Source organism: Acinetobacter sp. AG3 (assembly GCF_022343575.1).
Taxonomy (GTDB): Bacteria; Pseudomonadota; Gammaproteobacteria; order Pseudomonadales; family Moraxellaceae; genus Acinetobacter; species Acinetobacter guillouiae.
In genome coordinates, this window is record NZ_JAKQZD010000001.1 from 875,289 (window position 1) to 890,292 (window position 15,004).

Consider the following 15,004-nt stretch of genomic DNA (forward strand, 5'->3'; position numbering starts at 1 on the left):
TTCTCGTTGTCATTCCCATTGTTTTAGGGGATTTCCAAGTTTCAACTGTTTAGTGAAACTTGGATGCTATTTTCAAAAGTGCAGAGCAATGTTCAGCATTTAAAAGCGCTTTGGAATTTTTTGGCCACCTTCAATCGGTGTTTCGGCATTTTTTAATACACCAAATAACCATGTTTCAGCATGTTGTACCGCGATTTTAAGCGGATCTCCTAGTGCTAAACGTCCTGCAATAAAGCTTGCCAATGAACAACCTGAACCATGGTATTCACCTTCTAAACGGGGACATTTAGATTCAGCGATCATTTCACCATTCACATACAAGGCGTTGCGAATATAGTCTGGGGTATCTTCATGCCCACCTTTTACCAGAACAGCTTGTGCGCCCATTTCAAACAGCTTGGCTGTGGCTTTTTCTATGTCTTGTTCTGCTGTTAAGGCACGTAATTCCACAGTATTTGGGGTAATGATTGTTGCCAGAGGAATCAGTTCGATAAAGGCTTTAACCAAGGTCTCTTGATTACCCAGTGAGCCACCACTATTTGCCACTAAAACAGGATCAAGTACATATAGATAATCTGGATGTTCACGTAAAAACTCAGCCAGCGCAGCAATATTATCTGTCGTCCCTAACATCCCCGATTTGATGGCTTTAATGGGTAAATCACCGACAACTGCATTGGCCTGAGCAAGCAGTAGTTCTTTGGAGCTGGCTTCAAAACCAAAAACTTGTTGAGAGTTTTGAATGGTTAATGCTGTACAAGCAATTGCCGCATGTGCGCCACTTTGACCAATCGCTTCAATATCAGCCTGTATACCAGCACCACCAGAAGGGTCTAGACCTGAAAAACAAAGTACAGTAGGGCGCACGATGATGTCCTTAATTCACAAATTTACGTTAGTATAGGCAAGTTTACGAGAACACTCGATAGTAATTTGATAATTGTTTCAAACACAGATTTAAAGGATTGGATGGTGATAAAGAATATTTTAATTGATCTCGATGGTACATTAACCGACCCAAAAGTAGGCATTACGACATCTGCACGTTATGGACTTGCAAAGGTTGGGCATCCGATTCCTGACAGTGAAAATATCGACTGGATTATTGGTCCACCGTTAAAGGCATCATTGGCAAAGCTACTCAATGTTGAAGCAAATGATATTTTAGCTGAACAAGCTTTATTGGGTTATCGTGAACGTTTTGCTGTAACTGGACTATTTGAAAACCATGTTTTTGATGATGTTGCACAAACCTTGCAAGCCTTAAAAAGTAAGGGCTATCGACTGTTTTTAGCCACTGCAAAACCTGAAGTTTATGCACGTCAAATCTTAGATCATTTTGATTTATTAAAATATTTTGATTATCCCTATGGCAGTGAGTTAAATGGCGAGCGCACCAATAAAGGTGAGTTAATCACTTATATCCTTGAAAAAGAAAAATTAAATCCAGAAGAGTGTTTGATGGTGGGAGACCGGGAACATGATATTTTTGGTGCGCGTAAAAATGCGATTGAAACCATTGCGGTAGAATATGGATATGGCTCAAAACAAGAGTTGGATGAAGCAGCGCCGAAAGCAAGAATTGCAAAGTTCTCTGAATTGTTAAACCTGCTCTAAATCTGCTTTTAGTTCAGACTTTTGAGATAATTCCAATTCACCTTAATCATCCCCAACCGAGAATATTTTATCGATGTGTTGGGGATTTTACGCGTAATCACATAGTTAGTTAGTAGCAATCACATATTTCAACAGGGACTAAATCCCCAGTAATCTTTTAATGTCATTCACTCAATCGGATAGAGATATTGCATGATGTGGAAGCATTAAACGCTTAAACCCATCACCGCTCAATTTACGATCCACTTGCAGTAAAGCTTGGCTTTAAGGTGGGGAGATATTCAAATCTGCAATGCATCCCATGTCAGTCCATCTAAAGGTAAAATGATGGAATTAACGCACATCCAAATACAATGATTCCTTAATTTCTTCCATCACAATATAGCTATGTGAAGAGGCTGAAGACGGAAGTTTTTTAAGTAAATCACCAAGTAAGCGTCGATAAGCACTCATTTCTTTTAATCGGGCTTTGACTAAATAATCAAAATCTCCCGAAATAAGGTGGCACTCTTGTACTTCTGGTATTTCCATTAAGTCCTTAGCCACTTGTTCAAACACATCACCAGACTTTGCAGATAAGCTAATTTCTAGAAAAACCAATAGGTTGCGATCAAGGTGTTTCGGGTTTAGACGTGCATGATAGCCCATAATAATACCATCTCGCTCTAAACGTTTGACGCGTTCAGAACAAGGTGTGGTCGATAAACTGACCCGTGAAGCCAACTCGCTGATGGCAATTCGACCCTCATTTTGAAGAATATCTAAAATCATTCGATCTATACGGTCTAATTTACGCATCAATTATTCCCTTTTTTTTAATCATTTTTCACGACAATAAATTAAAACACCTAAATTTTAGCATTAAAAATAGTGAAATAAACTATTGAACCAAAAATATACTAGTGAAATAAACTAGTAAATGCATAAAGGATAAGAAATGCGTGTAATAGTATTAGGTAGTGGTGTGATTGGCGTAGCAAGTGCATATTACCTCGCGCAGCAAGGAGCACAAGTTACAGTTTTAGACCGTCAAGCAGGTCCAGCTGAAGAAACCAGCTTTGGTAATGCAGGTCAAATTTCTCCAGGATATTCGACACCGTGGGCTGCACCCGGTATTCCGTTTAAAGCGGTTAAGTGGATGTTTCAACATCATGCACCACTCGCGATTAATATCGATGGCAGTATGTGGCAGTTACAGTGGATGGCGCAAATGCTTAAAAACTGTAACTCAGAAAGTTATGCGATCAACAAAGAACGTATGACCCGTGTTGCAGAATATAGTCGTGACTGTTTAAGAGAATTACGTAAAGATACTGGGATTGAATACGAAAACCGTTCAAAAGGCACATTGCAAGTTTTCCGTAATGAAGCTCAATTAGAAATGGTTCAGCGTGATATTGCTGTACTTAAAGAATGTGGTGTTCCACATGAGTTATTGCTTAAAGATGATCTTGCTAAAGTAGAACCAGCACTTGAACATGCAAAAGATAAATTGGTCGGTGGTTTACATCTTCCAAATGATGAAACTGGCGACTGCTATTTATTTACCAATGCTTTAGCCAATTTAGCCAAAGGTTTAGGTGTCGAGTTTAAATTCAACCAAAATGTTGAAAGATTGGTGGTTGAAGGTGATGAAATCAAAGGTGTTGTGGTCAATGGTGAAGTGTTAACTGCTGATCGCTATGTATTGGCTTTTGGTAGCTATTCACGTGATTTCTTAAAGCCGCTGGAATTGAATTTACCTGTTTACCCAGTGAAGGGTTATTCTTTAACTATTCCAATTGTTGATCCAACATTTGCACCACAATCTACAGTTTTGGATGAAACCTATAAAATCGCGATTACTCGTTTTGATCAACGTATTCGTGTTGGTGGAATGGCAGAATTAAGCGGTTTTAATCATGGTTTAAATGCGGATCGCCGTGGCACATTGGAAATGGTGACCCAAGATTTATTCCCGGGTGGTGATTTGGCACAAGCATCATTTTGGACCGGTCTTCGCCCAATGACCCCAGACAGCACACCAATTATTGGCGCAACACGTTTTAAAAACTTATTCCTCAATACTGGACATGGCACTTTAGGCTGGACGATGGCATGTGGTTCAGGAAAATTGATTAGTGATTTGGTACTTAATCATCAAACCGATATTAGTACCGAAGGTTTATCTATTCAGCGTTATCCACACGCTGCTTAAGTGCCACTTTATTAAAACAGTGATAAATAAATTGTTTAGCGATAAATAATTTACAACGCCAATCCATATTCAGGGATGAATAAAATGCCTAGACCAATTACTGCCGTCATTCATCAGGATGCTTTGCTGCATAACCTGAATGTCGCCCGTCAATTTATGCCACAAAGTAAAGTTTTTACCGTGGTCAAGGCCAATGCTTATGGACACGGTATTGAACGTGTCTATGATGCATTCAAATCCGCAGATGGTTTTGCTTTGTTGGATATCGATGAAGCAAAACGCCTAAGAACATCGGGATGGACTGGTCCAATTCTGCTCTTAGAAGGCATTTTTTCAACAGATGATTTATTGGATTGTGAAAAGTATCAATTAAGTTTTAGCTTGCATAATGAAGATCAAGTGAATTGGCTAGAACAATTTCAAAGCCAATCTCTCAAAGACAATCCAGCACAGACGCAATTCGATGTATTTTTAAAAATGAATACAGGAATGAATCGCCTTGGGTTTAAACCTGATGCGTATCGGGCAATGTGGCAAAGATTAAAGCAATTCGATGTGGTGAAATCTATCACGCATATGATGCATTTTTCAGATGCAGATGGTGAGCGTTTGGGGCAATCTGGGATTGCCTATCAGCAGGCTATTTTTGAACAAACCATTCAAGATTTAGATGGTGAGCGCTCAGTTTCAAATAGTGCGGCCATTCTCCGACATTCACAAGATTTACGTTCAGATTATATTCGTAGCGGGATTATGCTGTACGGCAGTTCTCCAGACTATCCAACACATTCAATTCAAGATTGGAATCTTAAACCAAGCATGAGTTTACGCAGTGAAATCATCGCAATTCAAGATTTACAGCCAAGTGAAACAGTAGGGTATGGATCTAAATTCACGGCAACCCAAGCCATGAAAATCGGAATCGTGGCATGTGGTTATGCAGATGGTTACCAACGTATTTCTATGGATGCACCCGTATTGGTTAATTCTGTACGAACCCAAACTATTGGTCGTGTCAGCATGGACATGTTAGCGGTTGATTTAACCCATATCCCAGATGCGCGAGTTGGAAGTGAAGTGGTACTTTGGGGACAGTCGTCAAATGGAACTGTACTGCCGATTGATGAAGTTGCAGCAAGTTCTGGAACCGTAGGTTATGAGCTCATGTGTGGTGTAACTGCACGGGTCAATTTTAAAATTTCAAAATAAGGACATCAACATGTCAAACAACGTTCAACACGCAGATATTCAAAAGCTCAACAGCAATCAAGTGATGAGTGCAGTCACCATTTTCAATAAAGTGGTTTATTTGTCTGGTCAAGTTCCTAAAAATACCCAACAGGATATTATTGGTCAAACTCAAGAAATCTTGGCAACGATTGATCAGTTATTGCTTGAGGCAAATACTGATAAATCACGTTTATTGTCTGCTCATGTTTACATCAAAAATTTGGATGATTTTGCAACTTTTAACACAATTTGGATTGATTGGTTAGAAGGCTGTGTTGCACCATCTCGCGCAACAATTCAAGCGGATTTGGTTAATCCAGATTGGTTGATTGAGATCGCAGTTATTGCGGCGCAGGCATAAATTAATCTCTTGTCATAAAGTAGAATTGATTATTGTCAATAATTAAAGCAGTATTTGCCCCGAATTAAAGCTGGACACATGTAAACCATGTGGCCCAGTTCGCGTTAGGTAGAACAATAGAACGGGAATGTTCTTATGCCACAAGCGGGTTTTACCTCCAAAAAATTGTCAAAAAGGATATTTTTATGACAACTTCAAGCCATTCAGATGACGTACCATCGTCGCCAAATGAGCTACAACGGAAATTATCCAATCGTCACCTACAATTGATTGCGATTGGTGGTGCAATTGGTACAGGCTTATTTATGGGTTCTGGGAAAACCATTTCCCTTGCAGGCCCTTCAATTCTGATCATTTATATGATCATTGGTGCAATGTTCTTTTTCCTGATGCGCGCATTGGGTGAAATTTTACTTTCAAATCTGCACTACAAATCCTTTATTGATATGGCACATGACTTAATTGGTCCGGGTGCTGGCTATTATATTGGCTGGTCATACTGGCTCGGTTGGATCTTAGTGGGTATTGCTGATTTGGCTGCAATTATCAATTATCTCAATTTTTGGCTTCCTGACGGAACCGCCTTTACCCCCATGGGACAAGCCTTAATTAGTGCGGGATGCGTACTCTTGGTATTGGGTATTAATCTCCTCACGGTAAAGTTGTTTGGTGAAATTGAGTTTTGGTTTGCTTTGATCAAAATTTTAGCCATTGTCGGATTGATTCTTATTGGTGGCTATATGGTGTTGAGCCATTTCCAAGCACCAACAGGTTCAGTTGCAAGCTTTAGCAATGTCTGGTCGCATGGTGGCATGTTCCCGAAAGGCGCAAGTGGCTTTTTAGCAGGTTTCCAAATTGCCTTGTTTGCTTTTGTCGGTGTCGAGCTGATCGGTACTATGGCGGCAGAAACCAAAGATCCTGAAAAGAACTTACCTAAAGCGGTCAATGCGATTCCGACCCGTATTATTTTGTTCTATGTATTGGCACTCTTTATCGTGATGTCGGTAACCCCTTGGAATGAAATTCCTGCGGATCAAAGTCCATTTGTCACATTGTTCCTACATGCTGGTATTGGTGCAGCTGCTGTGATTATGAACTTGGTGGTTTTATCCTCGGTAATGTCATCGATGAACAGTGGTGTATTTTCAACCAGTCGTATGTTGTTTGGATTGGCTAAAGAAGGGCAAGCACCGACTAAGTTGGCTGAGCTGTCTAAACGCGCCGTTCCTGCAAAAGGTTTATTGTTCTCTTGTGGCTTTATTATGGCAGGTGCAGCACTACAATATTTTGTTCCAAATACCGTTGAAGCATTTACCTTAGCCAGTTCTTTATGTGTGATTTTATTCATTAGTATCTGGAGTATTATTATGGTGTGTTATATACGCTACCGTAAATTACGCCCAGAATTGCATGAGAAATCAAACTTTAAAATGCCGGGTGGTGTATGGATGTCTTATCTTGTTTTGATCTTCCTTGCCTTTACTTTGGTGATTTTAAGTCTTGAGCCTGATACTTTAAAAGCTTTAATCATCAGCCCATTGTGGGTCATTATTTTAGCGGTGACCTATCAAATGATGTATAAACCGCGTATGAAAAAGCGTAATCAACAGCATTAATGTTGAATATTCAATTGATCAGGAGATGATGTTAGATCATCTCCTGAATAACTATGATATGAAAGATTTTGATATAAATTAAATTTAAAAATTAAACGCTTAGATTAAATATAAGATACTTAACTTTTTGGTTTTCCCCGTGATTGATTGCATAGATTCAATGTAAAATTTAACAAATTATTCAAAATAAAATACTGAAATAAAAATAAAAAACACGTTTAATAGCATCATTTACGCTAAACAACAGCATATATGCGCAATAACAAGATCGATCTCTTACGTGGAATTTCAATTTTATTGGTACTTCTCCACCATTTTAATATTCCTTATAAACTGCATGACACATTTCTAGGTATACAAATCTTTGGCGAAAGCTTAAGTACTTTAATTGCCCGCAATGGTAATTATGGTGTGACCTTATTTTTTGTGATTTCAGGTTTTTTAATCACCCAGCATACTTTACAAAGAAGTGGCACACTCGCGCAGATTAAACTCAAAGATTTCTATATTCGCCGTATTGCCCGAATTATGCCTTGTTTGGTACTACTGGTGGTGCTGGTGACGGCACTGGGTGCAATGGGGTTAAAACCCTTTATCAATCAAGCGCCAAACGATATTGAAGTTTCTTACGGCTTAACTGTATTTTCTGCTTTTACCTTTTGGATGAATATCCTGATCATTGAAAATGGCTGGGTGAATTATGCACTTGGCGTGTTGTGGTCTTTATCTGTTGAGGAAGTCTTTTATTTAGTATTTCCGATTTTGTGTGTTGTATTAGGCCGTGGTAAAGGCTTTATTATATTTTTATTGGCAATCATCGTTTATGCACCTTATTTCCGTTCATTACATTTTGCCGAGGAAAGCGGGGCTTATCTTTATCATTACTTCTCAAGTTTTGATGGAATTGCGATGGGTTGCTTAACTGCTTTAATGACTCAGCGGATGAGTCAAAAAATACAGGTTTCAAGAATCGTGGTTCCAATCATTGTCGTGTTTATGGCCGCTGTTTATTTATATGCACCAATCAAAGAGGTTAGTACGTGGGGAATCAGCATTTTTGCTCTATTGTCAGCAATGTTGATCTTCTGTTTTGCTCAGAACCCATATACTGAATCTCGCTCTATATTGTCAAAAGGTGTAGCGTGGATTGGACAACGTAGTTATGAAATGTACTTGTTTCATTTGATTATCTTGGGTTTATTTAAAGTTTTTTATTTTCCCAAAGAAACCTTAGCTGTAGAAAAATTAATGCTATTACCAATTTATTTTATTGCTGTTTTTGTATTGAGTTGGGCCATTGAAAAGTATTATTCAACACCGATGAACAGAAAAATACGCCAAGTTTTACTTAAAAATGGGTGATAAAAATGGAAATATTGCAGTTAATAGAAACCATAAAACAAGATCCAAGCTGTGAGGTGTATCCTGCACAGTTAGCACAAAATTTGCCACAAAATATTCCTGATGATGTGAAGATCTTTTATCGTGAAACCAATGGAATAAAATTTTTTCCACAAGAAGCTTATTCAATTGAAATCGTCGCGAGTCATCAATTTATACCGATTAATACTTATTTATTCTCAGACGAATCAACCGATTTGGAATTGGAAAATGATGATATCAGTCATGACTGGTTTTTAATCGCAAAGGTAGATGAAATGAGTCAATACATCAGTATTGATACGGGGCAAGCTAGACGAGGTCAATGTTATGATAGCTTTTTTGAAACCCATGCAACGATTGGTGATTCACCTATTATTGCCCAGAACTTTACTGCGCTTTTACATCAGTTATATATGAATAAAGGGCAATACTGGTATTGGTTACAAGATGATTTTCAATATTTAGGTGATGCTTATGATCCGCCTTTACCCAATCGAGATGTATAAAAAAACCTCCATTTAGGAGGTTTCTATCTACAAGTTAAAATGTTGGTTTAACGACCACTAAAATCACCACTGCAAATAAAATCAGGGTTGGCATCTCATTGAAAAACCGCCAAAACTTATGCGATTTATAATGTGCATTGCCAATCAGTTTTTTGCGGTAATAGCCACAAACAAAGTGGTAAATCACCAAAAGACCAACTAAACCGACTTTTAGATAAAACCATAAAGCTTCATGGTAATGACGTGTTGCATCACCCCAGTCTACGAGAAAATGTGCAGTGATTAATGTTGCGATCATTGAAGGCCACATAATGCCCCGATATAATTTACGCTCCATGATCTCGAAACGCTGATGACTTAGATTGTCATCGCTCATGGCATGGTAGACAAACAAACGCGGGAGATAAAACAGTGCTGCAAACCAACACACGACTGCAATGATATGTAAAGCTTTTACCCAAAGGAAAGCTTCTGAAGGAGCATCCATCAATTTACCCTTTTAAGGGCAGTGTGCGAGATGTCGATCATCCAAACTTATTTTAAATTTGAATGATCAACAATTCTTTGTTTAGCCTTCCCATTTTTTAAAAATGAGACAAGCATTGACACCGCCAAAACCGAAACTGTTACTCATCACAGTATTCAATTTTGTATCGCGTTTTTCAAGTACGATGTCATAACCTTTTGTGCCTTCATCAAGTTCAGTGACATTGATGTTTGGCGCGATAAAGTCATTTTGCATCATCAATACAGAATAAATGGCTTCTTGAACGCCCGCAGCACCCAGACTATGACCTGTCATAGACTTGGTTGAGCTTAATGGTGGAACATTACCTTCACCAAATGCACGGCCCATCGCAAGAAGTTCAGTCACATCACCAGCAGGTGTTGAAGTACCATGGGTATTGACATAGTCAACCTTATCTACGCCATGTTGTTTAGCTTCTTCTAAAGCCATTAAAATACAACGGGTCGCACCTTCACCCGATGGTGCAACCATATCTGCACCATCCGAATTTGCAGCATAAGCAACCACTTCTGCAAGAATATTTGCACCACGTGCTTGAGCATGTTCAAGTGATTCAAGTACAACGAAACCACCACCACCCGCAATCACAAAACCGTCACGGTCAGCTGAATATGGGCGTGACGCTGTTTCTGGAGCATCATTATATTTAGAACATAGTGCGCCCATTGCATCAAACAATAAGCTTTGTGACCAGTGATCTTCTTCACCGCCACCTGCCAACATTAAATCTTGTTTACCCAATTGGATTAGGTTGTAAGCATAGCCAATTGCATCAGCTGAAGTTGCACAAGCACTGGTGATTGAATGAGCAACACCTTGTAATTTGAATGCAACACCGACATTGGCAGTAATGGTGTTTGACATATTACGTGGTACGAAGAATGGGCCAATTTTACGCGCACCTTTCTCTTCTAAAAGTTTAACCATCTCTGTAACAGATGCAGTTGAGTTACCACCTGAACCCCCTGCAATACCGTAACGAGGATTACCGCCCAATTGCTCTGGTGTTAGGCCAGCATGTTCAACGGCTGCAAGCGCTGAATTGTAGGCATACATTGCACATACGCCCATGAAGCGCTTGAGTTTGCGGTCAATACCATCAAAATCTTGTTCTGCTGCGGCACTGACATGACTTTTAAAATTAAGTTCTTCGTAAGTTGAATTATGACGTGTCCCTGAAATACCATTTTCCAAAGAGTGCTTAACAGCTTCCAATGTATTACCGATACATGAGTTAATGCCCATACCAGTGATGACAACACGACGGTTCATGCAAAGTCCTTTATTTTAGAATACAGAATGAATGTTTACATTTAAACGCGTTTACTTTTTTAGTTCAATGGCGAAAGATATTGATTCTTGTGCATCATTTAAAACAATATATTGTATGCTTAAAAGTTAATTAAATAACTGAAAATAAATATATTTATTATTTTTATAATAATATGAATTCATGATGGATATTTACATCAATTAGGCAAAACCATCCATAAGCAGGGCTTACCTGAGATGGTTTGAAGCACTAATTTTTGAAATAAATTTTAAATTGCTGGGATAAGCATGGTGTTTTATCCCTATTGTAGAACAAGGCTTCTCTTTACCTGCTGAGTTGAATTATCCATATAACCGATATGATGACCATCAAGACCAATCATATCGGTTGCAATACAACTGTTATAGCCTATTGCAAGCCTAAACAAAATTTATTTGTCTTTATGAATTACCAAGGCGTTTTCTTTTCCCATTCAGGATCAAAACCTGATGTCGATGCAGCAACTTTTAAATAATCTGCATAACTCTCAGCCAGTAAAATTGGTGGAATCTGTTTAAGTGGAAGTTCATTGTTATTCCAAGAGCGGCTGGCTTTTTTGCTAAAGGTCAGTTCATAAAGTACAGCTGGAATATTTTCCTCTGGTACATAACTTCCGCTAAATGTAATTTCTACATCAATACCCAACTGTTTATACGGCTTGGTATAGCGGTCAAATGAACCACCATCTTCAATGCTGGCGCGTTGATAGCCCAATTTTGTCACTACACCACGTAGGGTAAATGTGTCTGTAAGCCAGCCATTATGATCCTTAATTTCAGTGACATTATCGTCTTCAAGCTTCGGCAGGTGATGGGTCATCTGTTCAAATAAGAATTTCACTTTATAGTCTTTAAAGTGTGCAATCCAATCTTTGGCTTCTTTTTCACCGACCAAAACAGCATGAGAAATTTGAATTTTGCTGTCTATGCTCAGCTCGATTTCATCATCATCTAAATTCAGTAATGCACCATCATCACTTGGTCTAAAACTGATTTTTTCGCCATTGGTTTTGATCTCAAGCCAAATCAGCTTTTGGATTAAGCGTCTCATAATCGGATGGGCAAAGATATACTCTTGCCACTCAGCAACATTCCACTGACGTTCGCTACACATCGCCTCATACAAACGACCTGTTTGCATATCAACGACTTGTTTAAACTCTTTTTTACTGGTGCTAAATAGTGCTTTGGCTTCTTTGATCAGGCTTTCATCATCATTTTGGCGGGCAGCAGGTAGTGCTTTAACTTCTTTACCTTCTTCATTTTTAAGAATGAACTTATCTTTATCATCGACAATGGCGCTAAAGTTACGTGAGCCATATTGCAGTTGTAACACAGCATTTTCATCTAAACCTGCTGTTGGAATAGTACGGTCAGCCAGCTCATCACTTGTCCATTGATTACGTTCAGCAATCTCAGCAACCAATGTGTTTGCAAGTGTTTGCACTGAAGCAGTACGGTAACGACGTGAAAGTGAAAGCAACAGTTGGATGATTAATGGGTCATTACTGATTGATAATGCACTAATCATGGCTTCAATTTGTGAGCGACGAGGGTAGTGTTGCTTCATATAGTTCTGCAATTGCTTTACTGCAAAACTTCCTTGTACATTGGCGGTCAGTGAAAGCATACCTTTACTTTTAATCGCGGAACCCAGATAAAGTCCTAAACGTTCGCGTTTAATCTCTTCAATCACTTCTTCTAAGGTGATGGTGCCATATTTGGCATAATATTCAGGGTATTTTTCACCATAACGTTTGTATGAATCCCGATAAGAACTCAGACGGCCAGGCGCTTCTGTGGTTGCATATTGCGTTGCTTCATCCAATGGTGTTTGTAAGGTATCTTGATGAATAAAACTGTGTAATAAATGATTGGCAAGTTGTACCTGATCTTTTTGATCGAGTAAGCCACTATAGCGTTGTAATAAGGCATTGGCTCTAGGCTCTTTCAGTTTTTCAGCCAATATCACCCACCATTTAATAATTCTAGGGTCAACCTCTTTACCATTCTGCCATTTTACTTTTGGTAATGTGTCAAAATCAAACCATGTAAAACTGCTTGAAAGTTTGCCTTTTAAACCGTCTTCTGCTTCTTTTAGCAACACTTCTGGTTTGAGATAAGCACTAATATCCTGTCCAAGCTTTTCCAATGCCGTTAGAAGAGCAGCTCGAACGATTTCTTTCTTCTCTTTATTCAGCAAAGTATTCAGTGGTTTTACTGCATCTTGATTTTGTAGACGTGCTAGCCATTCAATTGCTGTGATTCGAATGTCTTGTTTACCCGAATCTAGGGCTTCGATGGCACGTTGATGAATGTCAGGAAGGTGCTGTAAGGTTTCTTGCGCTTCATAACGCAAACGCTTATTTTCACCCAATGCAAATTCGAGTAAGCGCGGAATAAACTGTACTGGTAAGGATGGGAAACATTTAAGTACAAAGATGGCATCGGATGGGTTAAAGCTTTGATATTCATTTTTTTCTAAAGATGGAGAAAGCCCCAGCGCTTCAGTTAAATATTCTTGATTTTCCGCAAAAAATGGCCAAATTTTATCTTTTTCATAAATATGATCTTGTAAACTTTGATAATAGGATGATCCCGCTAGAATCCCTTGAGCCACTCTACGTTTTGGATCATTAAATTTAGCCGCAGCTAAGGCCTGAACGATATGGCGAAGTTCATAATTGGCATATTCTTCAGGTTTAAGCATTTCAAATAAATTAGGCCAATAAATCCAATTCCGATTGCGTATCGCAATGATTCTCATGGCATGATTAATGGAAAACTCAGGATATTTTTTATATTTATTTTTATGGGTAATAATATTTTCAACTTGGTGTACATTTTTAAAAGATGCATCACCGTTCAGCTGGTCAACAATCGACGTTAAAGTTTGATGATTGATTTTTTTAAGCTGCTTTAAATGATCTTGAGCCCAAGTTCTTTTATAACTTGCTGTTTTATTCTCTTCAATTTCATCGGCAGCATTCTGTTCAGCTTTAGCCAAAATTTCTTGATAATTTTCTAAAATAACCTCGGTAAAACTTGCTGGAATTTTTTGTTCAACAAACGGTTGAAAGGTTGGTGCTTCAAAATCTTGCTGTAATTGAGCAGTATCAACAGATCTTAAGCGCTGAATTGCCATTTGTAAGATTTGTTGTACAGATTTTTGTTTTTCTTGTGCAAAAGCTTGTTCTAGTACAGTTAGATTGTCAGCACCTAAACGTGCCAATAGATCTGCAGAAAAGCCACGTTCCTGACTTGAACCTTCCAATAGATTTTGATTTAAATATTTTTGGCTATCTTCTGGATTTAAATTCGTCAATAAACTGGTGGCTTTAGTACGAATGGTTTTAGATTTCCCTACCGAAAGTTTTACAATCAAGTCAGGGATTTGTTTGATCAATGTCGTTTGTTTGGCGATATAGTCTAAAAAGTTTTCTTGTCCAATGATGCTCAGTGTTGGAATAAGTTTTCTGAGTTGATCTAATCGGGCTGAAATGAAATCTTGGGTGTCCTTGAGTAATAATATTTTATCTAATTTACTAGAATGATAACTGTCGATATTTTGGCGTTCAAATAAATAAGGCAGTAGTTCATCGCCTAAACCCTGTTGATCACTTTCAAGCAAATCAAATAGTTTCTGTTGAGTCCAATTTTGCTTTAACAATTTATTCGGATCTGCTTCGCTAAAATGCTGACTATCAAAAGCGGTAATAAATGTATCTACCGTGAGATAAATAAACCAAGCGGGCACTTTTTCATAAATATTGGTAAAATTTTTCTGTTGTGTTGCCGCTTCAAGCACTTTGGCAAAACGAATGATTTGTTCAAATTCTAATTTTTCAAAGATCTCACCATAATAACGTCGGCGTAGTTTTAGTGCTGCTTCAGCAAGCTTATTTTCTTTTTTATCCAGTGATTGATTGTTTTGAGGCCAATACCAGCTATAGGTACCCGGCTTCCCCAGTAAAAGCAGTGCTTTTTCATTCGGGTATTGCTGTAATTTAAGTAATATTTCTGGATTTTCTCCATCCAAAATAAACAAAACCACATTTTGATCAAGTTGGTCTTCAATGGCGGCCAAAGGCTGGAAAATATGGTAGAGTTTTTCAACTTTATTTTTTAGATCTTCGTTATGTTTTTGAATGTGGTCATGATCAGCGGTTGAGTCTGCTTGTTGCGTTTTCACTGCCTTATCCTCAGGCTTTAAAAACATCGACTCAATTTTTGAAAAAAGTTTATTTAACATCT

General features: G+C 38.4%; 12 protein-coding genes. 7 read left to right on the forward strand and 5 right to left on the reverse strand.

Translation table 11 applies throughout. From position 1 onward, the window contains the following. Positions 1-99: 99 nt before the first annotated feature. Positions 100-867 carry a hydroxymethylpyrimidine/phosphomethylpyrimidine kinase gene (locus tag L3V46_RS04305; protein WP_004723672.1) on the reverse strand — a complete coding sequence of 256 codons (768 nt, stop codon included), beginning with the start codon at positions 865-867 and terminating at the stop codon, positions 100-102. Positions 868-972: 105 nt separating this feature from the next. Between L3V46_RS04305 and L3V46_RS04310 the strand changes: the two genes are divergently transcribed. After that, complete coding sequence (locus tag L3V46_RS04310; RefSeq protein WP_239045004.1) at positions 973-1,617, forward strand: HAD-IA family hydrolase; 645 nt, start codon at positions 973-975, stop codon at positions 1,615-1,617. Between the two features lie 333 nt (positions 1,618-1,950). Here the strand turns inward: L3V46_RS04310 and L3V46_RS04315 are convergent, their stop codons facing one another. Further along, on the reverse strand, positions 1,951-2,415 hold the full coding sequence (locus L3V46_RS04315) for an Lrp/AsnC ligand binding domain-containing protein (protein ID WP_004723670.1): 465 nt from the start codon (positions 2,413-2,415) through the stop codon (positions 1,951-1,953). 139 nt (positions 2,416-2,554) lie between these two features. Here L3V46_RS04315 and L3V46_RS04320 point away from each other — a divergent pair, with 139 nt between their 5' ends. The 6 genes from L3V46_RS04320 (at position 2,555) to L3V46_RS04345 (ending at position 8,910) form a co-directional block, all read left to right on the forward strand. Continuing rightward, a complete protein-coding gene (locus L3V46_RS04320; RefSeq protein ID WP_004723669.1) occupies positions 2,555-3,814 on the forward strand; it encodes a D-amino acid dehydrogenase in 1,260 nt (419 codons plus the stop codon). Between the two features lie 84 nt (positions 3,815-3,898). Then, positions 3,899-5,023 carry an alanine racemase gene (gene alr, locus L3V46_RS04325; protein WP_239045005.1) on the forward strand — a complete coding sequence of 375 codons (1,125 nt, stop codon included), beginning with the start codon at positions 3,899-3,901 and terminating at the stop codon, positions 5,021-5,023. A gap of 10 nt (positions 5,024-5,033) precedes the next feature. After that, positions 5,034-5,405, forward strand: a complete 372-nt coding sequence (locus L3V46_RS04330; RefSeq protein WP_004723667.1) for a RidA family protein — start codon at positions 5,034-5,036, stop codon at positions 5,403-5,405. A gap of 185 nt (positions 5,406-5,590) precedes the next feature. After that, positions 5,591-7,021 carry an amino acid permease gene (locus tag L3V46_RS04335; protein WP_239045006.1) on the forward strand — a complete coding sequence of 477 codons (1,431 nt, stop codon included), beginning with the start codon at positions 5,591-5,593 and terminating at the stop codon, positions 7,019-7,021. Positions 7,022-7,273: 252 nt separating this feature from the next. Continuing rightward, positions 7,274-8,383: an acyltransferase gene (locus L3V46_RS04340; protein WP_239045007.1), complete on the forward strand. Its 1,110-nt coding sequence runs from the start codon at positions 7,274-7,276 to the stop codon at positions 8,381-8,383. A gap of 5 nt (positions 8,384-8,388) precedes the next feature. Then, entirely contained in the window at positions 8,389-8,910 is a 522-nt protein-coding gene (locus tag L3V46_RS04345; RefSeq protein ID WP_239045008.1) for an SMI1/KNR4 family protein, read from the forward strand. A gap of 34 nt (positions 8,911-8,944) precedes the next feature. On the opposite strand, the gene hemJ is transcribed toward L3V46_RS04345, so the two are convergent. The 3 genes from hemJ to L3V46_RS04360 all read right to left on the reverse strand — a co-directional run bounded on the left by hemJ (position 8,945) and on the right by L3V46_RS04360 (position 15,002). Next, positions 8,945-9,397, reverse strand: coding sequence for a protoporphyrinogen oxidase HemJ (hemJ, locus tag L3V46_RS04350; RefSeq protein ID WP_004723664.1), 453 nt, complete (start codon positions 9,395-9,397; stop codon positions 8,945-8,947). An 81-nt stretch (positions 9,398-9,478) separates the two neighbouring features. Then, complete coding sequence (locus L3V46_RS04355; protein WP_004723663.1) at positions 9,479-10,711, reverse strand: beta-ketoacyl synthase N-terminal-like domain-containing protein; 1,233 nt, start codon at positions 10,709-10,711, stop codon at positions 9,479-9,481. Between the two features lie 448 nt (positions 10,712-11,159). Then, positions 11,160-15,002, reverse strand: coding sequence for a DUF4132 domain-containing protein (locus L3V46_RS04360; RefSeq protein WP_239045009.1), 3,843 nt, complete (start codon positions 15,000-15,002; stop codon positions 11,160-11,162). Positions 15,003-15,004 lie beyond the last annotated feature (2 nt).